The 24,897-nt window shown below is 71.8% G+C and carries 19 protein-coding genes and 2 pseudogenes; 20 read left to right on the forward strand and 1 reads right to left on the reverse strand.

The annotated features are described in order from the left end of the window. The first annotated feature begins 181 nt into the window (after positions 1-181). The 14 genes and pseudogenes from pyrR (at position 182) to WJ438_RS33135 (ending at position 16,935) form a co-directional block, all read left to right on the forward strand. Positions 182-739, forward strand: coding sequence for a bifunctional pyr operon transcriptional regulator/uracil phosphoribosyltransferase PyrR (gene pyrR / locus WJ438_RS33070; RefSeq protein ID WP_406728462.1), 558 nt, complete (start codon positions 182-184; stop codon positions 737-739). Positions 740-847: 108 nt separating this feature from the next. After that, on the forward strand, positions 848-1,819 hold the full coding sequence (locus WJ438_RS33075) for an aspartate carbamoyltransferase catalytic subunit (protein WP_406728463.1): 972 nt from the start codon (positions 848-850) through the stop codon (positions 1,817-1,819). Positions 1,820-1,823: 4 nt separating this feature from the next. Further along, complete coding sequence (locus tag WJ438_RS33080) at positions 1,824-3,110, forward strand: dihydroorotase (RefSeq protein WP_406728464.1); 1,287 nt, start codon at positions 1,824-1,826, stop codon at positions 3,108-3,110. After that, a complete protein-coding gene (locus tag WJ438_RS33085; RefSeq protein ID WP_406728465.1) occupies positions 3,107-3,679 on the forward strand; it encodes a hypothetical protein in 573 nt (190 codons plus the stop codon). The genes WJ438_RS33080 and WJ438_RS33085 overlap by 4 nt, the downstream gene beginning before the upstream one ends. Next, positions 3,676-4,857, forward strand: coding sequence for a glutamine-hydrolyzing carbamoyl-phosphate synthase small subunit (carA, locus tag WJ438_RS33090; protein ID WP_406728466.1), 1,182 nt, complete (start codon positions 3,676-3,678; stop codon positions 4,855-4,857). The genes WJ438_RS33085 and carA overlap by 4 nt, the downstream gene beginning before the upstream one ends. Next, positions 4,850-8,157 (forward strand): annotated as a pseudogene (carB, locus tag WJ438_RS33095) (carbamoyl-phosphate synthase large subunit). The gene carA and the pseudogene carB overlap by 8 nt, the downstream one beginning before the upstream one ends. Before the next feature lie 69 nt (positions 8,158-8,226). After that, positions 8,227-9,333, forward strand: a complete 1,107-nt coding sequence (locus WJ438_RS33100) for a quinone-dependent dihydroorotate dehydrogenase (protein ID WP_406728467.1) — start codon at positions 8,227-8,229, stop codon at positions 9,331-9,333. Further along, complete coding sequence (pyrF, locus tag WJ438_RS33105; RefSeq protein ID WP_406728468.1) at positions 9,330-10,175, forward strand: orotidine-5'-phosphate decarboxylase; 846 nt, start codon at positions 9,330-9,332, stop codon at positions 10,173-10,175. Before WJ438_RS33100 ends, pyrF begins: the two co-directional genes overlap by 4 nt. 287 nt (positions 10,176-10,462) lie before the next feature. Continuing rightward, complete coding sequence (locus WJ438_RS33110; RefSeq protein ID WP_003977346.1) at positions 10,463-10,786, forward strand: integration host factor; 324 nt, start codon at positions 10,463-10,465, stop codon at positions 10,784-10,786. A gap of 119 nt (positions 10,787-10,905) precedes the next feature. Next, on the forward strand, positions 10,906-11,439 hold the full coding sequence (gene gmk, locus WJ438_RS33115) for a guanylate kinase (RefSeq protein WP_406728469.1): 534 nt from the start codon (positions 10,906-10,908) through the stop codon (positions 11,437-11,439). Positions 11,440-11,522: 83 nt separating this feature from the next. Further along, positions 11,523-11,795, forward strand: coding sequence for a DNA-directed RNA polymerase subunit omega (gene rpoZ, locus WJ438_RS33120; protein WP_406728470.1), 273 nt, complete (start codon positions 11,523-11,525; stop codon positions 11,793-11,795). A 204-nt stretch (positions 11,796-11,999) separates the two neighbouring features. Next, positions 12,000-13,202, forward strand: coding sequence for a bifunctional phosphopantothenoylcysteine decarboxylase/phosphopantothenate--cysteine ligase CoaBC (gene coaBC / locus WJ438_RS33125; protein WP_406728471.1), 1,203 nt, complete (start codon positions 12,000-12,002; stop codon positions 13,200-13,202). 236 nt (positions 13,203-13,438) lie between these two features. After that, positions 13,439-14,662, forward strand: coding sequence for a methionine adenosyltransferase (gene metK / locus WJ438_RS33130; RefSeq protein WP_406728472.1), 1,224 nt, complete (start codon positions 13,439-13,441; stop codon positions 14,660-14,662). Between the two features lie 127 nt (positions 14,663-14,789). Further along, positions 14,790-16,935 (forward strand): annotated as a pseudogene (locus WJ438_RS33135) (primosomal protein N'). Positions 16,936-16,956: 21 nt separating this feature from the next. Here the strand turns inward: WJ438_RS33135 and WJ438_RS33140 are convergent. Continuing rightward, positions 16,957-17,526: a hypothetical protein gene (locus WJ438_RS33140; RefSeq protein ID WP_406728473.1), complete on the reverse strand. Its 570-nt coding sequence runs from the start codon at positions 17,524-17,526 to the stop codon at positions 16,957-16,959. Between the two features lie 232 nt (positions 17,527-17,758). Here WJ438_RS33140 and fmt point away from each other — a divergent pair, with 232 nt between their 5' ends. From fmt to WJ438_RS33170, 6 genes are all read left to right on the forward strand, one after another. Next, positions 17,759-18,691 carry a methionyl-tRNA formyltransferase gene (gene fmt / locus WJ438_RS33145; protein WP_406728474.1) on the forward strand — a complete coding sequence of 311 codons (933 nt, stop codon included), beginning with the start codon at positions 17,759-17,761 and terminating at the stop codon, positions 18,689-18,691. 86 nt (positions 18,692-18,777) lie between these two features. Beyond that, positions 18,778-20,196 carry an RsmB/NOP family class I SAM-dependent RNA methyltransferase gene (locus WJ438_RS33150; protein ID WP_406728475.1) on the forward strand — a complete coding sequence of 473 codons (1,419 nt, stop codon included), beginning with the start codon at positions 18,778-18,780 and terminating at the stop codon, positions 20,194-20,196. A gap of 161 nt (positions 20,197-20,357) precedes the next feature. Next, complete coding sequence (gene rpe, locus WJ438_RS33155) at positions 20,358-21,044, forward strand: ribulose-phosphate 3-epimerase (protein ID WP_406728476.1); 687 nt, start codon at positions 20,358-20,360, stop codon at positions 21,042-21,044. 78 nt (positions 21,045-21,122) lie between these two features. After that, positions 21,123-22,169, forward strand: a complete 1,047-nt coding sequence (locus WJ438_RS33160; protein WP_406728477.1) for a sugar-binding transcriptional regulator — start codon at positions 21,123-21,125, stop codon at positions 22,167-22,169. A gap of 347 nt (positions 22,170-22,516) precedes the next feature. Further along, on the forward strand, positions 22,517-23,959 hold the full coding sequence (locus WJ438_RS33165) for a GuaB1 family IMP dehydrogenase-related protein (protein WP_406728478.1): 1,443 nt from the start codon (positions 22,517-22,519) through the stop codon (positions 23,957-23,959). A 91-nt stretch (positions 23,960-24,050) separates the two neighbouring features. Next, positions 24,051-24,503: an Lrp/AsnC family transcriptional regulator gene (locus tag WJ438_RS33170; protein ID WP_406728479.1), complete on the forward strand. Its 453-nt coding sequence runs from the start codon at positions 24,051-24,053 to the stop codon at positions 24,501-24,503. The last annotated feature ends 394 nt before the right edge of the window (positions 24,504-24,897 follow it).

A 24,897-nucleotide genomic window follows, 5' to 3' on the forward strand; every position in this document is an offset into this window, starting at 1 on the left:
GTCAAGCCGAATGGTCCACACCGACTCTTCCGTGCTACGCCGGAGCGGTTGCGCCAGGGGGGTGAGCGGCGGCGGTCGAAGGGGTGAAACAGGGGTGTCGCTCCCGACCTGATAACGTGGGCGACGCAATCCGACGTCCTTTAAGGTCCGTCCCGTGAGGCGGAGAAGGAGGTCCGTTCACATGGACACGCACACCGATGCGCGGCCCGTTCTCGAAGGCCCCGACATCGCGCGGGTACTGACCCGTATCGCCCACGAAATCGTAGAGCGCGCCAAGGGCGCCGACGACGTGGTCCTCCTCGGCATCCCGACCCGGGGCGTCTTCCTCGCCCAGCGGCTCGCCGCCAAGCTCGAGCAGGTCACCGAACGCAAGGTTCCGGTCGGCTCGCTCGACATCACCATGTACCGCGACGACCTGCGCATGCACCCGCCGCGTGCGCTGGCCCGCACCGAGATCCCCGGTGACGGCATCGACGGCCGGCTGGTCGTCCTCGTCGACGACGTGCTCTTCTCCGGGCGCACCATCCGCGCCGCCCTCGACGCGCTGAACGACATCGGGCGTCCCCGTGCCGTGCAGCTCGCCGTCCTCGTCGACCGCGGCCACCGCGAACTGCCCATCCGCGCCGACTACGTCGGCAAGAACCTCCCCACGTCGTTGCGGGAGACGGTCAAGGTCCTGCTCGCCGAGGAGGACGGTCGCGACACCGTGCTGCTCGGCGCCAAGCGGCCCTCCCCGTAGCGATCCGGGCGCACGTCATCGGCGTACGCCGACCCGGTGCGCCCCTGCGTGTCCGGCTGCCCGGATTCTCCCGTTCTTCCGATTGAACCGTCTTACGGAGCCTGACAGATGCACCGTCATCTCATCTCGGCCGCCGACCTCACCCGCGACGACGCCGTCCTGATCCTCGACACCGCCGAGGAGATGGCCCGGGTCGCCGACCGGCCGATCAAGAAACTACCGACCCTGCGCGGCCGGACCGTCGTCAACCTCTTCTTCGAGGACTCCACCCGGACCCGGATCTCCTTCGAGGCCGCCGAGAAGCGGCTGTCCGCGGACGTCATCAACTTCACGGCCAAGGGGTCCAGCGTCTCCAAGGGCGAGTCCCTCAAGGACACCGCGCAGACCCTGGAGGCCATGGGGGTCGACGCCGTCGTCATCCGGCACAGCGCCTCGGGGGCCCCGTACCGGCTGGCCACCTCCGGCTGGATCGACGCGCACGTCATCAACGCCGGCGACGGCACCCACCAGCATCCCACCCAGGCCCTGCTCGACGCCTTCACCATGCGGCGCCGGCTCATCGGCCCGGACGCCGGGATCGGCCAGGACCTCGCCAGGCGCATCACGATCGTCGGCGACATCCTGCACAGCCGGGTCGCCCGCTCCAACGTCGACCTGCTGCACACCCTCGGGGCCGAGGTCACCCTCGTCGCCCCGCCGACCCTGCTGCCGGTCGGCATCGGGTCCTGGCCCTGCGAGGTCTCCTACGACCTCGACCGCACCCTGCCCAAGTCCGACGCCGTGATGATGCTGCGCGTACAGCGCGAGCGCATGAAGGCCGCGTTCTTCCCGACCGAACGCGAGTACTCACGACGCTACGGCCTCGACGGCGACCGCATGGCACGGATGCCCGAGCACGCCGTCGTGATGCACCCCGGCCCCATGGTCCGCGGTATGGAGATCACCGCCGAGGTGGCCGACTCCGACCGCTGCACCGTCGTCGAACAGGTCACCAACGGGGTCTCCATCCGGATGGCCGTCCTGTACCTGCTGCTCGGGGGCAACGAACCCGCGCTCACCCGCCCCACGGAGGAGAAGTAACACCATGAGCAAGACCCTGATCCGCGGTGCGAAGGTGCTCGGCGGCGACCCGCGGGACGTGCTGATCGACGGCGGGACCGTCGCGGCCGTCGGCACCGGACTGAGCGCCGAGGGCGCCGAGGTCGTCGAGGCCGCCGGAAAGGTGCTGCTGCCCGGCCTGGTCGACCTGCACACCCATCTGCGTGAACCGGGCCGCGAGGACTCCGAGACCGTGCTGACCGGCACCCGTGCGGCGGCGAGCGGCGGCTACACCGCCGTGTTCGCCATGGCCAACACCTTCCCGGTCGCCGACACCGCCGGCGTCGTCGAGCAGGTCTGGCGGCTCGGCAAGGAACACGGCTACTGCGACGTACGGCCCATCGGCGCCGTCACCGTCGGCCTGGAGGGCAGCACCCTCGCCGAACTGGGCGCCATGCACGAGTCCGCGGCCGGCGTCACCGTCTTCTCCGACGACGGCAAGTGCGTCCACGACGCCGTGATCATGCGGCGCGCCCTGGAGTACGTGAAGGCATTCGACGGCGTCGTCGCCCAGCACGCGCAGGAGCCCCGGCTGACCGAGGGCGCCCAGATGAACGAGGGCGTCGTCTCCGCCGAACTGGGCCTGGGCGGCTGGCCCGCCGTCGCCGAGGAGGCGATCATCGCCCGGGACGTCCTGCTCGCCGAGCACGTCGGCTCCCGCGTCCACATCTGCCACCTGTCGACGGCGGGCAGCGTCGAGATCGTGCGCTGGGCCAAGGCCCGCGGCATCCGCGTGACCGCCGAGGTCACCCCGCACCACCTGCTCCTCACCGACGAGCTGGTGCGCACCTACGACCCGGTCTACAAGGTCAATCCGCCGCTGCGGACCGAGCGGGACGTCCTGGCGCTGCGCGAGGCGCTCGCCGACGGCACGATCGACATCGTCGCCACCGACCACGCCCCGCACCCGCACGAGGACAAGGACTGCGAGTGGGCGGCCGCGGCCATGGGCATGGTCGGCCTGGAGACCGCGTTGTCGGTGGTTCAGGACACGATGGTCGACACCGGCCTGCTGGACTGGGCCCAAGTCGCCGACCGGATGTCCTTCACGCCCGCGCGCATCGGACGGGCCGAGGGCCACGGCCGCCCCGTCTCGGCTGGTGAGCCCGCCAACCTCACCCTCGTCGACACGGCATACCGTGGTTCCGTGGACCCCGCGGGCTTCGCCTCGCGCAGCCGCAACACCCCGTACGAGGGTCGCGAGCTGCCGGGCCGTGTCACGCACACCTGGCTCCGGGGCACGGCCACGCTCGTCGACGGGAAGCTCACGTGACACCTGTAATCCTGCTGGCCGCCGAGAAGCAATCGGCGGAAGTGACCGACTGGGCGGCCAGGATCGGCTGGGTCGTCGGACTCACTCTCTTCGTCGCGCTCGTCTACTGGCTGATGCGCGAGGGCTGGAAGTGGCGCGCCACCCTCCAGAGCGACCTCCCCGAGCTTCTCACGGCCCCGGACGACCCCGGCCCGGCGAAGCTGACCGCGAGCGGTCGCTACCACGGCTCCACCACCGCCGGTCAGTGGCTCGACCGCATCGTGGCGCACGGACTGGGTACCCGCAGCCGGGCGGAGCTCACCCTCACCGACGCGGGCCTGGACGCCGTACGCCCCGGAGTCGGCGACTTCTTCGTCCCGGTCGGCGCGCTGCGCGGAGCCCGGCTCGACAAGGGCATCGCCGGCAAAGTGCTCACCGAGGGCGGCCTGCTCGTCGTCACCTGGGCACACGGCGAGCGGCTGATCGACTCCGGCTTCCGCTTCGACCACGCGGCCGACCACAACGAGTGGGTCACGACCATCAACTCCATGAGCAAGACGAACGTCACGACGGAAGGCGCCGAACGATGACAACCTCCACCCGGGGAACCACCTCTCGCAAGAAGGTGCTTCCCGCCGTACTCGTCCTGGAGGACGGCCGGATCTTCCGCGGCCGTGCCTACGGGGCGGTGGGGGAGACCTTCGGCGAAGCGGTGTTCTCCACCGGGATGACCGGCTACCAGGAGACCCTCACCGACCCGTCCTACCACCGCCAGGTCGTCGTGATGACCGCGCCGCACGTCGGCAACACCGGCGTCAACGACGACGACCCCGAGTCCCAGCGGATCTGGGTCGCCGGCTACGTCGTGCGCGACCCCGCTCGCGTGCCGTCCAACTGGCGCTCCCGCCGCGCCCTGGACGAGGAGCTCGCCGCCCAGGGCGTCGTCGGCATCAGCGGCATCGACACCCGCGCCCTCACCCGGCACCTGCGTGAACGGGGCGCCATGCGCGTCGGCATCTTCAGCGGCGACGCCGTACGGGACGACGCCGCGCTACTGGCCGACGTGCGGGAAGCCCCCGAGATGAAGGGCGCCGACCTCGCCGCCGAGGTCGCCACCACCGAGGCGTACGTCGTCCCCGCGGTCGGCCCCGACGGCGCGGCCGTTCCCATCGGCACCGCGAAGTTCACCGTCGCCGCGATCGACCTCGGCATCAAGGGCATGACCGCCCAGCGCATGACACAGCGCGGCATCGAGGTGCACGTCCTGCCCGCGAACGCCACCCTCGACGACGTCTACGCCGTCAACCCCGACGGGGTGTTCTTCTCCAACGGCCCCGGCGACCCCGCCACCGCCGACCACCCCGTCTCCGTGATGAGGGGCGTCCTGGAGCGCGGCACCCCGCTCTTCGGGATCTGCTTCGGCAACCAGATCCTCGGCCGCGCCCTCGGCTTCGGCACCTACAAGCTGAAGTACGGCCACCGCGGCATCAACCAGCCAGTGCAGGACCGTACGACCGGCAAGGTCGAGATCACCGCGCACAACCACGGCTTCGCCGTCGACGCCCCGCTCGACAAGGTCTCCGACACTCCGTTCGGCCGTGTGGAGGTGTCCCACGTCTGCCTCAACGACAACGTGGTGGAGGGGCTTCGCCTGCTCGACCGACCGGCCTTCAGCGTCCAATACCACCCGGAAGCGGCAGCGGGCCCGCACGACGCCGCCTACCTGTTCGACCGCTTCGTATCCCTGATGGAGGGCCAGCGTGCCTAAGCGCACCGATATCCAGTCCGTCCTGGTCATCGGCTCCGGCCCGATCGTCATCGGCCAGGCCGCCGAGTTCGACTACTCCGGCACCCAGGCGTGCCGGGTGCTGAAGGCCGAGGGTCTGCGCGTCATCCTGGTCAACTCCAACCCGGCGACGATCATGACCGACCCGGAGATCGCCGACGCCACCTACGTCGAACCGATCACCCCGGAGTTCGTAGAGAAGATCATCGCCAAGGAGCAGCCGGACGCCCTGCTGCCCACCCTGGGCGGCCAGACGGCCCTGAACACCGCGATCTCCCTGCACGAGAACGGCGTCCTGGAGAAGTACGGCGTCGAGTTGATCGGCGCCAACGTGGAGGCCATCAACAAGGGCGAGGACCGCGACCTCTTCAAGGACGTCGTGGAGGAGGTCCGCAAGAAGATCGGACACGGGGAGTCCGCCCGCTCGGTCATCTGCCACACCATGGACCAGGTCGTCGCCGGCGTCGACCAGCTCGGCGGCTATCCGGTCGTCGTCCGCCCGTCCTTCACCATGGGCGGCGCCGGCTCCGGCTTCGCCCACGACGAGGACGAACTGCGCCGCATCGCCGGACAGGGCCTCACCCTGTCGCCCACCACCGAGGTGCTCCTGGAGGAGTCCATCCTCGGCTGGAAGGAGTACGAGCTGGAGCTGATGCGCGACAAGCACGACAACGTCGTGGTCGTCTGCTCCATCGAGAACTTCGACCCCATGGGCGTGCACACCGGCGACTCGATCACCGTCGCGCCCGCGATGACGCTGACCGACCGCGAGTACCAGATCCTGCGGGACATCGGCATCGCCGTCATCCGTGAGGTCGGCGTCGACACCGGCGGCTGCAACATCCAGTTCGCGGTGAACCCCGAGGACGGGCGCATCATCGTCATCGAGATGAACCCGCGCGTGTCACGCTCCTCGGCGCTGGCCTCCAAGGCGACCGGTTTCCCGATCGCCAAGATCGCCGCGAAGCTCGCCGTGGGCTACACCCTCGACGAGATCCCCAACGACATCACGCGGGAGACCCCGGCCTCCTTCGGCCGGCCCTCGACTACGTCGTCGTCAAGGCCCCGCGGTTCGCCTTCGAGAAGTTCCCGAGCGCCGACTCCACCCTCACCACCACCATGAAGTCGGTCGGCGAGGCCATGGCGATCGGCCGCAACTTCACCGAGGCCCTCCAGAAGGCGCTGCGCTCGCTGGAGAAGAAGGGCAGCCGGTTCACCTTCGTGGGCGACCCGGGTGACAAGGCGCTCCGCCTCGACGAGGCGATCCGCCCGACCGACGGCCGCATCAACGCCGTCATGCAGGCCATCCGCGCGGGAGCCACCCCCCGGGAGGTCTTCGACGCCACCAAGATCGATCCCTGGTTCGTCGACCAGCTCTTCCTCCTCAAGGAGATCGCCGACGAGATCGCCGAGGCGCCCGAGCTGACCCGGGACCTGCTCGCCGAGGCAAAGCGGCACGGCTTCTCCGACGAGCAGATCAGCGAGATCCGCGGCCTGCGCGCGGACGTCGTCCGCGAGGTCCGGCACGCACTGGGCATCCGCCCGGTCTACAAGACGGTCGACACCTGCGCCGCCGAGTTCGCCGCGGACACGCCGTACTTCTACTCCTCCTACGACGAGGAGACCGAGGTCGCCCCGCGCGAGAAGCCCGCGGTGATCATCCTGGGCTCCGGCCCGAACCGCATCGGCCAGGGCATCGAGTTCGACTACTCCTGCGTCCACGCCTCCTTCGCGCTGAGCGACGCCGGGTACGAGACCGTGATGGTCAACTGCAACCCGGAGACCGTCTCCACCGACTACGACACCTCCGACCGGCTCTACTTCGAGCCGCTCACGCTGGAGGACGTCCTGGAGATCGTCCACGCGGAGCAGCAGGCCGGACCGATCGCGGGTGTGATCGTCCAGCTCGGCGGCCAGACCCCGCTGGGCCTGGCCCAGGCGCTGAAGGACAACGGCGTGCCGATCGTCGGCACGCCCCCCGAGGCCATCCACGCCGCCGAGGACCGAGGGGCCTTCGGCCGTGTCCTCCAGGAGGCCGGCCTGCCGGCCCCCAAACACGGCACCGCCACCACCTTCGCCGAGGCCAAGACCATCGCCGACGAGATCGGCTATCCGGTTCTCGTGCGCCCGTCCTACGTGCTCGGCGGACGCGGTATGGAGATCGTCTACGACGAGACCCGCCTCGAGTCGTACATCGCCGAGTCGACCGAGATCAGCCCCTCCCGGCCGGTGCTGGTCGACCGATTCCTCGACGACGCGGTCGAGATCGACGTCGACGCGCTGTACGACGGCGAGGAGCTCTACCTCGGTGGTGTCATGGAGCACATCGAGGAGGCCGGCATCCACTCCGGCGACTCGGCGTGCGCCCTGCCCCCGATCACGCTCGGCGGCTTCGACATCAAGCGGCTGCGCGCCTCCACCGAGAGCATCGCACGCGGGGTCGGGGTGCGCGGCCTGATCAACATCCAGTTCGCGCTGTCCGGCGACATCCTCTACGTCCTGGAAGCCAACCCGCGCGCCTCCCGCACCGTCCCCTTCACCTCGAAGGCGACCGCGGTGCCACTGGCCAAGGCGGCCGCCCGGATCTCCCTCGGCGCGACCGTCGCCGAACTCCGCGCGGAGGGCCTGCTCCCCGCCCAGGGGGACGGCGGCACGCTGCCCCTGGACGCGCCGATCTCCGTCAAGGAGGCCGTCCTGCCGTGGTCACGCTTCCGCGACATCCACGGCCGCGGCGTCGACACGGTCCTCGGCCCGGAGATGCGCTCCACCGGCGAGGTCATGGGCATCGACTCCGTCTTCGGCACGGCCTACGCCAAGTCACAGGCCGGCGCCTACGGGCCGCTGCCCACCAGGGGCCGCGCCTTCATCTCGGTCGCCAACCGGGACAAGCGCTTGATGATCTCCCCCGCGCGCGAGCTGGTCGCCCACGGCTTCGAACTGCTCGCCACCTCCGGCACCGCCGAGGTCCTCAAGCGCAACGGCATCAACGCCACCGTGGTGCGCAAGCAGTCCGAGGGCACCGGTCCGAACGGAGAGAAGACCATCGTCCAGCTGATCCACGACGGCGAGGTCGACCTCATCGTCAACACGCCGTACGGCACCGGCGGCCGTCTCGACGGCTACGACATCCGCACGGCCGCGGTGGCGCGGTCCGTGCCGTGCCTGACGACGGTCCAGGCGCTCGCCGCGGCGGTCCAGGGCATCGACGCCCTCAACCGCGGCGAGGTGGGCGTCCGCTCGCTCCAGGAACACGCGCACCATCTGACAGCGGCCCGCGACTAGCGGCCGGGAGGGGGACACCGTCGGACGGTGTCCCCCTCTTCATGAGGACCACCTGGGACAGGACCCCCGATGTACACGTACTTCTTCCGTCTGCTCTTCCAACGGATGGACCCGGAGCGGGCCCACCGACTGGCCTTCCGCTGGATCCGCCGCGTCGCGGGCATCCCCGTGCTGCGCACCTTCGTCGCCGCCGTGCTCGCCCCCCGCATCAAGGAACTGCGCACCGAGGCCTTCGGGCTCCGTCTGCACAGCCCCTTCGGACTCGCCGCCGGCTTCGACAAGAACGCGGTCGGCGTCGACGGGATGGCGATGCTCGGCTTCGACCATGTCGAGATCGGCACGGTGACCGGGGAACCGCAGCCCGGCAACCCCGGGAAGCGGCTGTTCCGGCTGGTGCCGGACCGGGCACTGATCAACCGCATGGGATTCAACAACGAGGGCTCGCTGGCCGTCGCCGCCCGCCTGGCGTCCCGCACACCCGTCTTCCGGACCGTGGTGGGCGTCAACATCGGCAAGACCAAGGCGGTGCCGGAGGACGAGGCCGTCGCGGACTACGTGAAGTCCGCCGAGCGGCTGGCACCGTACGCCGACTACCTGGTGGTCAACGTCTCCTCCCCGAACACGCCGGGGCTGCGCGACCTCCAGGCCGCGGACCGGCTCCGCCCGCTGCTGAGCGCCGTCCGAGAGGCCGCCGACCGCAGCGCCCCCGGCCGTCGGGTACCGCTGCTGGTCAAGATCGCCCCCGATCTCGCCGACGCGGACATCGACACGGTCGCCGACCTCGCCGTGGAACTCGGCCTGGACGGGATCATCGCCACCAACACCACGATCGCGCGCGCGGAACTCTCCCTGGCCTCCGAGCCCGCCCTGGTCGCGGAGGCCGGGGGCCTGTCCGGCGCCCCGCTGAAGGCACGCTCCCTGGAGGTGCTGCGCCGCCTGTACGCGCGCGTGGGGGACCGGATCACCTTGATCGGAGTCGGCGGCATCGAGAACGCCGAGGACGCCTGGCAGCGCATCCTGGCCGGCGCCACGCTGGTCCAGGGCTACAGCGCCCTCATCTACGAGGGCCCCTTCTGGAGCCGTGCCGTCCACAAGGGACTCGCCGCGCGGCTGCGCACCAGCCCGTACAGCACGCTCGCCAACGCGGTGGGCGCCGACGTGAGGAAGACGGCATGAGCGGACTCGACCCCTTCGGCGCGCGCCTGCGTCGTGCCATGGAAGCGCGCGGCCCGCTGTGCGTCGGCATCGACCCACACGCCTCCCTGCTCGCCGAGTGGGGCCTGAACGACGACGTGGCCGGTCTGGAGCGGTTCAGCCGCACGGTCGTCGAGGCGGTCGCGGACCGGGTCGCCGTGCTCAAGCCGCAGAGCGCGTTCTTCGAGCGCTTCGGCTCACGCGGCATCGCGGTACTGGAGAGGTCGGTCGCCGAGGCGCGGGAGGCCGGCGCGCTGGTCGTCATGGACGCCAAGCGCGGCGACATCGGCTCGACCATGGCGGCCTACGCCGAGTCCTTCCTGCACCGGGACTCCCCGCTGTTCTCGGACGCGCTGACCGTCTCCCCGTACCTCGGCTACGGCTCGCTGAGCCCGGCGGTGAAGACGGCCCGGGAGAACGGGGCGGGACTGTTCGTCCTGGCGCTGACCTCCAACCCGGAGGGCGGCGAGGTGCAGCACGCGGTGCGCCCCGACGGGCGCAGCGTCGCGGCGACCGTGCTCGGTCACCTGGCCGCCGAGAACGCGGGGGAGGTGCCCCTGGGGTCCTTCGGCGCGGTGGTCGGCGCGACGCTCGGCGACCTGTCGTCGTACGACCTGGACATCAACGGTCCGCTTCTCGCGCCCGGCATCGGTGCCCAGGGGGCCACGGCGGCGGACCTCCCGGCGGTCTTCGGGAAGGCGGTGCGCAATGTCGTGCCGAACGTGAGCCGGGGCGTGTTGCGCCACGGTGCCGATGTGGCCGCGCTGCGTGACGCCGCGGAGCGGTTCGCGGAGGAGATCAGGACGGCCGTGACATCGGCCTGAGCCTCCGACGAGGGAAGTAGCAGCCTGCCGAGGCTTGGATACGGCGACAAATCCGGGGTAATTTGTTCTCAATGTCCATCCTGGTTAAGGCTGACCTGGACTTTTCCGCTGTTCTCGCTGACTCTGGCGGAGTTGGCCGCTAGTCTCCGACGAGTGGGGGCACCTCCCACGCCCTCAAGGCAGTGGGGGAGAACGGGCAAGCGTGTTGTCCGTGGCTCCCAGGTGTGGGGCGACTAGGTTCCTCACCGGTCCGTATCCGACAGTTCGACATCCGAGGTGACGTAGGCGTGGCTCTTCCGCCCCTTACCCCTGAACAGCGCGCAGCCGCGCTCGAAAAGGCCGCCGCGGCTCGCCGGGAGCGGGCCGAGGTCAAGAATCGACTCAAGCACTCCGGTGCCTCCCTCCACGAGGTCATCAAGCAGGGTCAGGAGAATGACGTCATCGGCAAGATGAAGGTCTCCGCGCTGCTGGAGTCCCTGCCGGGCGTGGGTAAAGTCCGCGCCAAGCAGATCATGGAGCGACTGGGCATCTCCGAGAGCCGCCGCGTGCGTGGCCTCGGCTCCAACCAGATCGCCTCCCTGGAGCGTGAGTTCGGCAGTACCGGCTCCTGAGTACCGGGCAGCCCGGGACTGGTGTCCCGGGCACTCCGGGATTGCTGGAATAATCGCCGCATGGCTGCAACACCCCGGGGACGACCCCCGTACCCCCGGACGCACGTCCGCGGCTGACCGTGCTCTCCGGCCCCTCGGGGGTCGGCAAGAGCACGGTCGTCGCCCATATGCGCAAGGCGCACCCCGAGGTCTGGCTCTCGGTGTCGGCGACGACCCGCAAGCCGCGCCCGGGGGAACAGCACGGGGTCCACTACTTCTTCGTCACCGACGACGAGATGGACAAGCTGATCGCCAACGGCGAGCTGCTGGAGTGGGCCGAGTTCGCCGGCAACCGCTACGGCACCCCCCGCGCGGCGGTGCTGGAGCACCTGGAGTCGGGCCTGCCCGTCCTCCTGGAGATCGACCTCCAGGGCGCCCGGCAGGTCCGCACGTCCATGTCCGAGGCCCAGCTGGTGTTCCTGGCCCCGCCCTCCTGGGAGGAGCTGGTGCGCCGGCTCACGGGCAGGGGCACCGAGTCGCCCGAGGTGGTCGCGCGTCGGCTGGAGGCCGCGAAGATCGAACTGGCCGCCGAGCCGGAGTTCGACACGACCCTGGTCAACACCTCCGTCGAGGACGTGGCTCGCGAGCTGCTAGCCTTGATGAACGTCGTGTGATCGTCAGTGTTTCCTCATCGGTCGTCCCACGATCGCGCAGACCTCATCTGCACCCATCTTTCCCATCCATCGGAAGGTAGAGCGTGTCCTCTTCCATCTCCACGCCCGAGGGCATCATCAACCCGCCGATCGACGAGCTCCTCGAGGCCACGGACTCGAAGTACAGCCTCGTGATCTACGCGGCCAAGCGGGCTCGCCAGATCAACGCGTACTACTCGCAGCTCGGTGAAGGGCTCCTCGAGTACGTCGGTCCCCTCGTCGACACCCACGTCCACGAGAAGCCGCTCTCGATCGCCCTGCGCGAGATCAACGCGGGACTGCTGACCTCCGAGGCCGTCGAAGGCCCCGTTCAGTAAGTCGCACAGTCGTACAGTCATTCGGTACCGCGGTCGCAACGTCGTATCAGTGGCTCTCAACCGACTTCTCCACAGGCCCGGCAGCACAGCTGCCGGGCCTGTGGTCTTGTGGGGGGCGTGGGGGCCCGTGCCCCGCGGTGGTGCAGCATGAGGGGTGTGCGCCCGTCCGAGGCGCGCACGGGAGCCGAGTATCCGGGGAGAGACGTGGACAAGCCGAAGGTCGTTCTGGGCGTCACCGGCGGCATCGCCGCGTACAAGGCCTGTGAGCTGCTCAGGCGGCTGACGGAGTCGGGGCACGACGTGCGTGTCGTCCCCACCGCCTCCGCGCTGCACTTCGTCGGCGCCGCCACCTGGTCCGCGCTCTCCGGGAACCCGGTCACGACCGAGGTCTGGGACGACGTCCACGAGGTACCGCACGTCCGTATCGGGCAGCACGCCGACCTGGTGGTCGTCGCCCCGGCCACCGCGGACATCCTGGCGAAGGCGGCCCACGGCCTGGCCGACGACCTCCTCACCAACACCCTGCTCACCGCCCGCTGCCCGGTGGTCTTCGCCCCCGCCATGCACACCGAGATGTGGGAGCACCCGGCCACCCGGGAGAACGTGGCGACCCTGCGCCGGCGCGGTGCCGTCGTCATCGAACCGGCGGTCGGCCGGCTCACCGGCGTGGACACCGGCAAGGGCCGGCTGCCCGACCCCGGCGAGATCTTCGAGGTCTGCCGCCGGGTGACGGCCCGGGGTGCGGCCGAGCCCGACCTCACGGGCCGGCACGTCGTGGTCAGCGCCGGTGGCACCCGCGAGCCCCTCGACCCGGTCCGCTTCCTCGGCAACCGCTCCTCCGGCAAGCAGGGCTACGCCCTTGCCCGTACCGCCGCCGCGCGGGGCGCACGCGTCACGCTGATCGCCGCCAACGCTTCCCTGCCCGACCCCGCGGGGGTCGACGTCGTCCCCGTCGGGACCGCCGTGGAGCTGCGTGAGCAAGTGCTGCGCGCCGCCGCCGACGCCGACGCGGTGGTCATGGCCGCCGCCGTCGCCGACTTCCGGCCCGCGGCCTACGCGGCCGGCAAGATCAAGAAGAAGGACGGCCAGGAGCCCGAGCCCCTCACCCTGGTACGCAACCCGGACATCCTCGCCGAGATCTCCGCCGACCGGGCCCGCCCCGGACAGGTGATCGTGGGCTTCGCCGCGGAGACGGACGACGTACTCGCCAACGGCCGCGCCAAGCTGAAGCGCAAGGGCTGCGATCTGCTCGTGGTGAACGAGGTCGGCGAGCGCAAGACGTTCGGCTCAGAGGAGAACGAGGCGGTGGTGCTGGGGGCCGACGGCAGCGAGACGTCCGTCGCACACGGCCCCAAGGAAGCCCTGGCCGACACGGTCTGGGACCTGGTGGCCGGACGCCTGGGCTGAACGGAAACATCCGGTGTACGGGGCGGAAATGCCGCCCGTCGGGGTGTGGCGCCTCTGGTCAACCTGCCTCCGCATGGGCAGAATGCCCGTGCCTCAGGTCACGGCGCTCCCGAGAGGCGAGACAGGGGGCCCCGTGGCGAGGCGCGACAGATAAGCTGTTCCACGGACGGCGTGAGGTGCAGCCCCCGCCGTCCGCCAATGATCAGCCAGCAGCCGCTGCAACCCCAGGGAGCGTTGTGTCCCGTCGTCTCTTCACCTCGGAGTCCGTGACCGAGGGTCACCCCGACAAGATCGCTGACCAGATCAGCGACACCATTCTTGACGCACTGCTCCGCGAGGACCCGAACTCGCGCGTCGCCGTCGAGACCCTGATCACCACCGGCCTGGTGCACGTGGCCGGAGAGGTCACGACCAAGGCTTACGCGCCGATCCCGCAGCTGGTGCGGGAGAAGGTCCTGGAGATCGGCTACGACTCCTCGAAGAAGGGCTTCGACGGTGCCTCCTGCGGCGTGTCGGTGTCGATCGGGGCCCAGTCCCCGGACATCGCGCAGGGGGTCGACACCGCGTACGAGTCCCGGGTGGCGGGCGCCTCCGCAGGGGAAGAAGCGGACGAGCTGGACCGGCAGGGCGCCGGAGACCAGGGCCTGATGTTCGGCTACGCGACGGACGAGACGCCGACGCTGATGCCGCTGCCGATCTTCCTCGCGCACCGCCTGTCCAAGCGCCTGTCCGACGTGCGCAAGAACGGCACGATCCCCTACCTGCGCCCGGACGGCAAGACCCAGGTCACCATCGAGTACGACGGCGACAAGGCGGTCCGCCTCGACACCGTCGTCGTCTCCTCCCAGCACGCCTCCGACATCGACCTCGAGTCGCTGCTCGCCCCCGACATCCGCGAGTTCGTCGTGGAGCCGGAGCTGAAGGCGCTGCTGGACGACGGCATCAAGCTGGACACCGAGGGATACCGTCTGCTGGTCAACCCCACCGGCCGTTTCGAGATCGGCGGGCCGATGGGCGACGCGGGCCTCACCGGCCGCAAGATCATCATCGACACCTATGGCGGTATGGCCCGGCACGGCGGCGGCGCCTTCTCCGGCAAGGACCCCTCCAAGGTGGACCGTTCGGCGGCGTACGCGATGCGCTGGGTCGCCAAGAACGTGGTCGCGGCCGGCCTGGCCGCCCGCTGCGAGGTCCAGGTGGCGTACGCCATCGGCAAGGCCGAGCCGGTCGGTCTGTTCGTGGAGACCTTCGGCACAGCCAAGGTCGACACCGAGCTGATCGAGCGGGCGATCGAGGACGTGTTCGACCTCCGTCCGGCTGCCATCATCCGCGACCTGGACCTGCTCCGCCCGATCTACTCCCAGACCGCCGCCTACGGCCACTTCGGCCGTGAGCTGCCCGACTTCACCTGGGAGCGCACCGATCGCGTGGACGCGTTGCGCAAGGCGGCGGGTCTGTAGACCGCACGCCCGCACCCATGGCACGTCCGCCGAGGCCCGGCGTCCCTGAGGGGACGCCGGGCCTCGGCGGCGTTCCCGGCGGCGGGAACGCCGCCGGTTGTCAGTCGCGTTTGGTAAGAATGCATGCGTGAGCAGCGAGAACGGGCAGGCGGACGGCGGAGCGCGGGGTGCTCCGCCGGAGCAGCTCGCGCTCATCCGCGAGACCGTGCGCAAGGCGGACACGTCCCGGGCCAAGCCGCGGACCTGGCGGGGCGCCGCGCTCGCCAAGGAACTGCCGGTCGCGCGCGTCCTGGTCGACAAGGGCGTGCTGCACCTCGACCGGTACTTCGACTACGCGGTGCCCGAGGAACTCGACGCCGACGCGCAGCCGGGCGTCCGGGTACGCGTGCGGTTCGGCTGGCCGGCACCGCGTACGGGAGGGACGCCGCGAGGGCGGGGGGCTGATCGACGGCTTCCTCGTCGAGAGGCTCGCCGAGTCCGACTACTCGGGACCGTTGGCCGCCCTCGCCCAGGTGGTCTCGCCCGAGCGGGTCCTCGGTGAGGAGCTGCTGGGGCTGGCCCGCGCGGTCGCCGACCGGTACGCGGGCAGCCTCGCCGACGTGCTTCAGCTAGCCGTGCCGCCGCGCAACGCCCGTGCCGAGCGGCGGCCCTCGCCCGACCCCGCGCCGCCGCCCCCGGCACCCGAGCCGGGCTCCTGGGACCGGTACGAACAGGGGGAGGCCTTCCTCCGGTCGCTGGCCTCCGGCGGCGCTCCGCGCGCCGTGTGGAACGCGCTGCCCGGACCGCTCTGGAGTGAGGAGCTGGCCCGTGCCGTCGCGGCGACGCTGGCCTCCGGCCGCGGCGCGCTGGTCGTCCTGCCGGACGGACGGACCGTCGCCCGCGTCGACGCCGCGCTCACCGAGCTCCTGGACAAGGGGCGGCATGCCGTACTGACCGCCGACGCCGGACCCGAGAAGCGGTACGCGCAGTGGCTCGCCGTGCGGCGGGGGTCCGTGCGCGCCGTGATCGGTACTCGGGCGGCGATGTTCGCGCCCGTCCAGAACCTCGGGCTGGTCGCGCTCTGGGACGACGGCGACGACAGCCACAGCGAGCAGCACGCCCCGCAGCCCCACGCGCGTGAGGTGCTGCTGCTGCGGGCGGCGCAGGACAAGTGCGGCTTCCTGCTGGGGAGCTGGAGCTGCACGGTGGAGGCCGCCCAGTTGGTCGAGACCGGCTGGGCCGGACCACTGGTCGCCGGGAGGGACCGGGTACGGGCCGCCGCGCCGCTGGTGCGGACCGTCGGTGACGGGGACCTCGCGCGGGACGAGGCCGCCCGCGCCGCCCGGCTGCCGACGCTCGCCTGGCAGACCGTCAGGGAGGGGCTGCGGCACGGGCCGGTGCTCGTACAGGTGCCCCGGCGCGGCTACGTCCCCCGGATGGCATGCGCCGACTGCCGTACCCCGGCGCGGTGTCGGCACTGCTCGGGGCCACTGGAGGCGCCCGGCGCCGGCGACCTGCGGTGCGGGTGGTGCGGGCGTGAGGAGGCCGGCTGGCACTGCCCGGAGTGCGGCGGGTTCCGGCTGCGGGCCCAGGTGGTGGGGGCTCGGCGGACCGCCGAGGAGCTGGGGCGGGCCTTCCCCGCCGTGCCGGTGCGCACCTCCGGGCGCGAGCATGTGCTGGACACGGTGCCGGGCGCGCCCGCGCTGGTGGTGAGCACACCCGGGGCCGAGCCGGTCGCGGAGGGCGGCTACGCGGCGGCGCTGCTGCTGGACGGATGGGCGATGCTGGGCCGGCCCGATCTGCGGGCCGGGGAGGACGCGCTGCGCCGGTGGATCGGTGCGGCGGCGCTGGTGCGTCCGCAGGCGGCCGGCGGCACGGTGGTGGTGGTCGCCGAGCCGACGCTGCGGCCCGTGCAGGCGCTGGTGCGGTGGGACCCGGTCGGGCACGCGGTGCGGGAGCTGAGCGAGCGGGCCGAGCTGGGCTTTCCGCCGGTGTCGCGGATGGCGGCCGTGTCGGGGCCGGGGGAGGCCGTGGCGGAGTTTCTCCGCGCGGCCGAACTGCCGGGGGAGGCGGAGGTGCTGGGACCCGTCCCGCTGCCCGTCACCTCCGTCGGCCGCCCCCGGCGACCAGGCGGTCCGCCGCCCGGGGACCCCTGGGAGCGGGCGCTGATCCGGGTACCCCCGGGCAGGGGAGCGGCGCTCACCGGCGCCCTGAAGTCGGCCCAGGCGGCGCGCATGGCCCGCGGGGGCGACACACCGGTATGGGTACGGATCGACCCACCCGACATCGGCTGAACGGCGCTGCGCGACCGTCGGTCAGCCGTTGCGGGGGCCCGGGAAGGTGGTGGGGCCGGGGAACGCCGTGGGACGGGGGTCGTTGCGGAGGGACGAGCTGCTCGCTGTGGGCTGGGTCGGCATGGAACGGGCGGCCGGGACCGTCGGCACGGTGGAGACCCCGGCGCCCACGTTGACCGTGCGGGTCCCCGACGGCTCCGCGGTGCGCTCCGCCTCCGCGGTCGGGGCGCTCTGGGCGACCGCCGCACGGCGGGCGCCGTAGCGGCGGTGTACCGCCTGCTTGGTGACGCCCAGCGCGGAGCCCACCGAGTCCCACGAGAAGCCCAGCGAGCGGTCGAAGTCGACGGCCGCGGTGACCAGGGTCTCGACGCTGTCCCGCAGTTCCTGGGCGAGACGGACCGTCGGAGCCGGGGCACGTCCGTAGACGACGAAACCCCTGGAGGAACCGGAGCGGCGCGGGCGGTAGACGTTGCCCAACTGGGCGGTGAGCGTGCGCAGTGCGTCCACCTGCCGGCGGACCCGCTCGATGTCCCGCACCAGCAAGTGCAGGCTGGCGCGAGCCTGGGCGTCGTGGGTTGCGTGGTCGGCCATGAACAAGCCTCTCGAACCGGCGTTGAAAGGAATGGGCCACGTCCGGCCCGATGCGGTCAACTCTTTCTTGACCAACGCGGATTCGCCCCCGGGGTCACGGGGTGGGGGCGCGGCGGCATATGCGTACGCCCCCGTGCGGGAGCGTATGCCTCGGCTTCGTCCGACGCGTCGCCCCCCCATAGACTGGTGCGCTGCCCGCATCCGTCCCCGCCCGAGAGGCCCGAACCACTCCATGAAGCTCGTCTTCGCCGGTACCCCCGAGGTCGCCGTTCCCGCCCTGGACGCTCTTCTCGCTTCGGAGCGGCACGAGGTGGCCGCCGTCGTCACCCGGCCCGACGCGCCAGCCGGGCGGGGCCGCAGGCTGGTGGCCTCCCCGGTCGCCGAGCGGGCGCGGGAAGCCGGGATCGAGGTGCTCAGGCCCGGGAAGCCCCGGGACCCGGAGTTCCTGGAGCGGCTGCGCGAGATCGCCCCCGACTGCTGCCCCGTCGTCGCCTACGGCGCCCTGCTGCCCCGGGCCGCCCTCGAGATCCCGGAGCGGGGCTGGGTCAACCTGCACTTCTCGTTGCTGCCCGCCTGGCGAGGTGCGGCGCCCGTGCAGCACGCCGTCATGGCGGGGGACGAGATCACCGGCGCGTCCACCTTCCTCATCGAGGAGGGGCTCGACTCCGGGCCGGTCTACGGCACCGTCACCGAGGAGATCCGCCCCACCGACACCAGCGGCGACCTGCTCACCCGGCTCGCCTTCGCCGGTGCCGGGCTGCTCGCCGCGACCATGGACGGCATCGAGGACGGCACCCTGAAGGCCGTACCGCAGCCCGCCGACGGGATCACCCTCGCCCCGAAGGTCTCCGTGGAGGACGCCCACGTCGACTGGAACGCCCCGGCCCTGCGCGTCGGCCGGATCGTGCGCGGCTGCACTCCCGCGCCCGGTGCCTGGACCACCTTCCGGGGCGAGCGGCTCAAGCTCGTCCAGGTCGTCCCCGCCCCCGACCGCACGGACCTCGCCCCGGGCCGGGTGGCCGCGGGCAAGAACAACGTGTACGTCGGCACCGGTTCGCACGCCGTGGAGCTGCTGTGGGTGCAGGCCCAGGGCAAGAAGCCGATGCGGGCGGCGGACTGGGCACGCGGCGCGCGGATCGGCGCGGAGGAGACGGTCGGCGCCTGACGCCGCGAGACCCGTCCCCACCCCGGCCCCACCTCGACAACGTAGGCTGGACCGCGCACTTCATCCCACACCCGGAGCACCTTTTCGTGAGCGACCAGCCCCGTCGGCCCCGCAAACCCGGCAAGCCCTACCGTCGGCCCAAGAAGGACCCCGTCCGCGTCCTCGCCTTCGAGGCCCTGCGGGCCGTGGACGAGCGGGACGCCTACGCCAACCTCGTCCTGCCGCCGCTGCTACGCAGGGCGCGCGAGGGCGGTGACTTCGACGCCCGGGACGCGGCGCTCGCCACCGAGCTGGTGTACGGGACACTGCGCCGGCAGGGCACGTACGACGCGGTCGTCGCGGCCTGCGTCGACCGGCCGCTGCGGGAGGTGGACCCACCCGTGCTGGACGTGCTCGGCCTGGGCACGCACCAGCTGCTCGGGACCCGGATCCCCACGCATGCCGCCGTCTCCGCCTCCGTCGACCTCGCGCGCGTGGTGCTCGGCGACGGGCGGGCCAAGTTCGTCAACGCCGTGCTGCGCAAGGTCGCGCAGCACGATCTCGACGGCTGGCTGGAGCGGGTCGCGCCGCCCTACGACGAGGACCCCGAGGACCACCTCGCCGTCGTGCACTCGCACCCGCGCTGGGTCGTCTCCGCGCTGTGGGACTCCCTCGGCGGCGGCCGCGCCGGCATCGAGGACCTGCTGCGGGCGGACAACGAGCGGCCCGAGGTGACCCTGGTCGCCCGTCCCGGGCGCGCCACCACCGAGGAACTGCTCGGCGAGGAGGCCGCCCTCCCGGGACGCTGGTCGCCGTACGCGGTCCGGCTGAGCGAAGGCGGCGAGCCGGGCGCGATACCGGCCGTGGCGGACGGCCGGGCCGGGGTGCAGGACGAGGGCAGTCAGCTCGTCGCGCTCGCCGTCGCCAACGCTCCGCTGGACGGGCCGGACCACAGGTGGCTGGACGGCTGCGCCGGCCCCGGTGGCAAGGCCGCGCTGCTCGCCGCGCTCGCCGCCGAGCGGGGAGCCGCCCTGCTGGCCTCCGAAAAGCAGCCGCACCGGGCCGGACTGGTCGCGAAGGCGCTGGCCGGGAACCCCGGGCCGTACCAGGTCGTCGCCGCCGACGGGACCCGGCCGCCGTGGCGGCCGGGCAGCTTCGACCGGGTGCTGGTCGATGTGCCGTGCACCGGGCTCGGCGCCCTGCGCCGCCGGCCCGAGGCGCGCTGGCGCCGTCGGCCGGACGACCTGGACGGCTTCGCCCCGCTGCAGCGCGGGCTGCTGCGCGGCGCCCTGGAATCCGTACGGGTCGGCGGTGTCGTCGGCTACGCCACCTGCTCGCCGCACCTGGCCGAGACCAGGGCCGTGGTCGCCGACCTGCTCAAACAGTTCCCGGACACCGAGCTTCTCGACGCCCGGCCGCTGCTGCCCGGAGTTCCGGAGCTGGGCGAGGGCCCCGACGTACAGCTGTGGCCGCATCTGCACGGAACCGACGCCATGTATCTGGCGCTCATCCGCCGGACCGGCTGACCCTCGCCCCGAAGCGGCCGTTCGAACACCGGACCGAGCGGCCGGACGCGGACCGCGCGGGCGACCGCGCGCCCGGTCGCGGAGGGCCCGCGGTCCGCACGCGACCGCATTGGTACCCGACCGATGCCGTCAACCCCTGGAGGGCATGGCAGGCTTGGTGCATGGCCGCGCAGATCAACCCCAGTATTCTGTCCGCCGACTTCGCCCGCCTCGCGGACGAGGCGCGGGCGGTCGCGGGAGCCGACTGGCTCCACGTCGACGTCATGGACAACCACTTCGTCCCGAACCTCACGCTCGGTGTGCCGGTCGTGGAGTCGCTCGCCCGTGCGACGGACACCCCGCTGGACTGCCACCTGATGATCGAGGCCCCCGATCGATGGGCGCCCCAGTACGTTGAGGCGGGGGCCGGTTCCGTCACCTTCCACGTCGAGGCGGCCGCCGCGCCGGTGCGGCTGGCCCGCGAGATCCGGGCCAAGGGGGCGCGGGCCTCCATGGCCCTGAGGCCCGCGACCCCCATCGAGCCGTACGAGGACCTGCTTCCCGAGCTCGACATGCTGCTGATCATGACGGTCGAGCCGGGCTTCGGGGGCCAGGCATTCCTCGACATCATGCTGCCGAAGATCCGCCGCACCCGCGAGCTGATCAGCAAGCACGGCCTGGAGCTCTGGCTGCAGGTCGACGGCGGGGTCTCGGCGTCCACCATCGAGCAGTGCGCCGACGCCGGCGCCGACGTCTTCGTCGCGGGATCCGCCGTGTACGGGGCGGCGGACCCGGCCGAGGCGGTACGCGCACTGCGCCACCAGGCCGAGGCCGCCACGGGCAAGGCGTCCTGGGCATGCGGCCACTGAGCCACGAGAACGTGAACGGCTTTCAGCAGGGCTGATCGACCGCGCCGGATCTGCGAGGATGAACGGCGAATCCAGAGTGTGAACAGCAGTGAGGAGAACGCCGTGTCGGGTATGTCGGCGGCGGGCCGTTCAGCCATGCGGATGGGACCCGCTGAGCTGGTGCAGGCGGCGGCCATGGCCCGCCGCTTCTACCTCGAGGGCAAATCCAAGATCCAGATCGCCGAGGAGTTCGGCGTCAGCCGCTTCAAGGTGGCCCGGGTCCTGGAGACCGCCCTCGAACGGGATCTCGTGCGCATCGAGATCCGTGTGCCCGCCGAGCTGGACGCGGAGCGCTCCGACGCGCTGCGTGCCCGCTACGGCCTGCGGCACGCCGTCGTGGTGGAGTCCCCGGCCGAGGCCGCGGAGACACCCGACCCCGAGAACCTCGGGGAGGTGGCCGCCGACCTGCTCGGCGAACTGGTCGACGAAGGTGATGTGCTGGGCCTGGCCTGGGGCCGGTCCACCATCCACATGGCGGCGGCCCTGGACCGGCTGCCGCCCTGCACGGTCGTGCAGCTGACGGGTGTGTACGACGCCGGGACCGCCGAGCGCGGCTCGGTGGAGGCCGTACGGCGGGCCGCGCAGGTGTCGGGCGGCGACGCCCACCCCATCTACGCGCCGATGCTGCTGCCGGACGCGGCCACCGCTCAGGCGCTGCGCCACCAGACGGGCATCGCGCGGGCCTTCGAGTACTTCGACAAGGTCACGGTCGCCTGTGTCTCCATCGGATCGTGGGAGCCGGGCATCTCGACGGTGCACGACATGCTCACGGACGAGGAGCGTGCGCACTACGCCTCGCTCGGTGTCGCCGCCGAGATGTCCGCCCATCTCTTCGACTCCGACGGGCGCCGGGTCGGCCGCGACCTGGGCGAGCGGTGCATCACGGTCAAGACCGACCAGCTCCGCCGGGTGCCCGAGGTCGTCGCGATCGCCGGCGGGCAGCGCAAGGGCCCCGCCATCGACGCGGTGCTGCGCTCCGGGCTCGTCACCAGCCTGGTGACGGACACCTCGGCCGCGGACTACCTGATGGCGGCGGGGCCGGCCCCCAGGTCCGCCCTCAACCGCTCGGACCCCGACGGCCCCTGACGGACCCGGACGACGCGTGGGCCGGGGGCGGGCGTGGCAGCATCGGGCGCATGCTGCCGCGGCTCGTCCCCCGTCTGTTGAGCGTCGTACACGGCCGGCCGTCCTACGCGACGGCGCGCCCCGACGAAGGAGAGACCGCGCAGGAGGTGTTCACCGGGGCGGCACTGCGTACCCCGTCGCTCACCGTGGCCCTGACCGTTCGGAGATTCCTCCCAGCCCCTGACGGCACGGCCTGGCCGATCCGACCGGAGAAGGCGTTCCGGCCGTCATGGGACAATGAAGTACGTGCTCTTCCCCTTGGCTGACCTGTCCGGGGGCCGCCTCTGATCGACTGGGATGTGCAGCACGTGCGTTTCCTCAATGACATCCAGCCCCCGTACGACCTGACGTATGACGACGTCTTCATGGTGCCGAACCGGTCCGCCATCGGTTCCCGTCAGAGCGTGGACCTCAGCTCCCCGGACGGTACGGGCACCACCATCCCGCTCGTCGTCGCCAACATGACGGCCATCGCCGGCCGCCGCATGGCCGAGACGGTGGCCCGCCGGGGCGGCCTCGTGATCATCCCGCAGGACATCCCGATCGAGGTCGTCACCGAGGTCGTCTCCTGGGTCAAGAGCCGCCACCTGGTCCTCGACACCCCCATCGTGCTCGCCCCGCACCAGACCGTCGCCGACGCGCTCGCCCTGCTGCCCAAGCGCGCGCACAACGCGGGCGTCGTCGTGGACGATGAGCACCGGCCGGTCGGCGTGGTCACCGACACCGACCTGTCCGGCGTGGACCGTTTCACGCAGCTCACCGAGGTCATGTCCCGCGACCTGCTGCTCATCGACGCCGACATGGACCCGCGCGAGGCCTTCAACACCCTCGACGGCGCCAACCGGCGCTACGCCCCCGCCGTCGACAAGGCCGGCCGCCTCGCCGGCATCCTCACCCGCAAGGGCGCCCTGCGGGCCACCCTGTACACGCCGGCCACCAACGCGCGGGGCCGACTGCGGATCGCCGCGGCCGTCGGCATCAACGGCAACGTCGCGGGCAAGGCCCAGCAGCTGCTGGAGGCAGGCGTCGACACGCTCGTCATCGACACGGCGCACGGCCACCAGGAGTCGATGATCAGCGCCCTGAAGCTGGTGCGCGACCTCGCCCCGCGGGTCCCGATCGCCGCGGGCAACGTCGTCGCCGCCGCGGGGGTGCGCGATCTGATCGAGGCCGGCGCGGACATCGTCAAGGTCGGTGTCGGCCCCGGCGCCATGTGCACCACCCGCATGATGACCGGCGTCGGCCGGCCGCAGTTCTCCGCGGTGCTGGAGTGCGCGGCGGAGGCGAAGAAGTACGGCAAGCACGTGTGGGCCGACGGCGGTGTCCGTCACCCACGCGACGTCGCGATGGCGCTCGCGGCCGGCGCGTCCAATGTGATGATCGGCTCCTGGTTCGCCGGGACCTACGAGTCCCCCGGCGACCTCCAGCACGACGCGGACGGCCGCCCCTACAAGGAGTCCTTCGGCATGGCCTCCGCGCGCGCCGTGCGCAACCGCACCTCGGAGGAGTCGGCCTACGACCGGGCCCGCAAGTCGCTGTTCGAGGAGGGCATCTCCACCTCCCACATGTTCCTCGACCCGGCCCGGCCCGGCGTCGAGGACCTGATCGACTCGGTCATCGCGGGCGTCCGCTCCTCCTGCACGTACGCCGGCGCCGGCTCCCTGGAGGAGTTCGCCGAGAAGGCCGTCGTCGGCATCCAGAGCGCCGCCGGCTACGCCGAGGGCAAGCCGCTGCACGCCAGCTGGACCTGACCGCCCCCGGCCGTCACGGCTGATTCCGTACCGGCCCCGGCCCCCGCCGATCCCGTTCCGGACCTCCCAGAAGCGAAGTGAACCGCCCGCAGTGCTGAACGATCTCGACGAACGCATCGTGCACGCCCTCGCCGAGGACGCCCGCCGCTCCTATGCGGACATCGGCCAGCTCGTCGGCCTGTCCGCGCCTGCCGTGAAGCGGCGCGTGGACCGGCTGCGCACCATCGGTGCCATCACCGGCTTCACGGTCCGGGTGGACCCCGCCGCCCTCGGCTGGGAGACCGAGGGGTTCGTCGAGATCTACTGCCGCGGCAACACCTCCCCGGAGACCATCCAGCGGGGCCTGGAGCGCTACCAGGAGGTGGTGTCCGCTTCCACCGTCACCGGGGAGGCGGACGCGGTCGCCCAGGTCTTCGCCGCCGACATGCGGCACTTCGAACGGGTCCTGGAACGGATCGCGGGGGAGCCGTTCGTCGAGCGGACCAAGTCCGTGCTGGTGCTGTCGCCGCTGCTGCGCCGCTTCTCCTCGGGGTCGCCCACCTAGGGAAGGACCTCAGGAACGGACCGGCCTGGGAGCGCCGGTTCCGGCGTACGCTGACGTCATGCCGCATCATTCTCATTTCGGACATCCGGGGATGGAAGCGGCGGCTGATGCGCGCGCCCCTGTGTTCGTCGACTCCTCCGGCCGGCGTGCACGCATGCTCCGGCGTACCGGCTACGGCCTGGCCGGCCTGGCCGCCTCGTACATGGCGGTGCTGGGACTGAGTCTGATGGGGGCGACGCCCTTCGCGCCGGGGGCGATGCTGCCCCTCCCCGACGGCCCCGCGGCGCCTGCCGTACCGGAAGCGCACCCCCCTGACGGAGCGCCCCCGACGCGCGGTGTCCCACCCGCGGCGGGCCGCTGGAGAGCCGACGCCCCGATGCCGGCGACCGGTCCC

The organism is Streptomyces sp. GD-15H, assembly GCF_045291515.1.
Classification (GTDB): domain Bacteria; phylum Actinomycetota; class Actinomycetes; order Streptomycetales; family Streptomycetaceae; genus Streptomyces.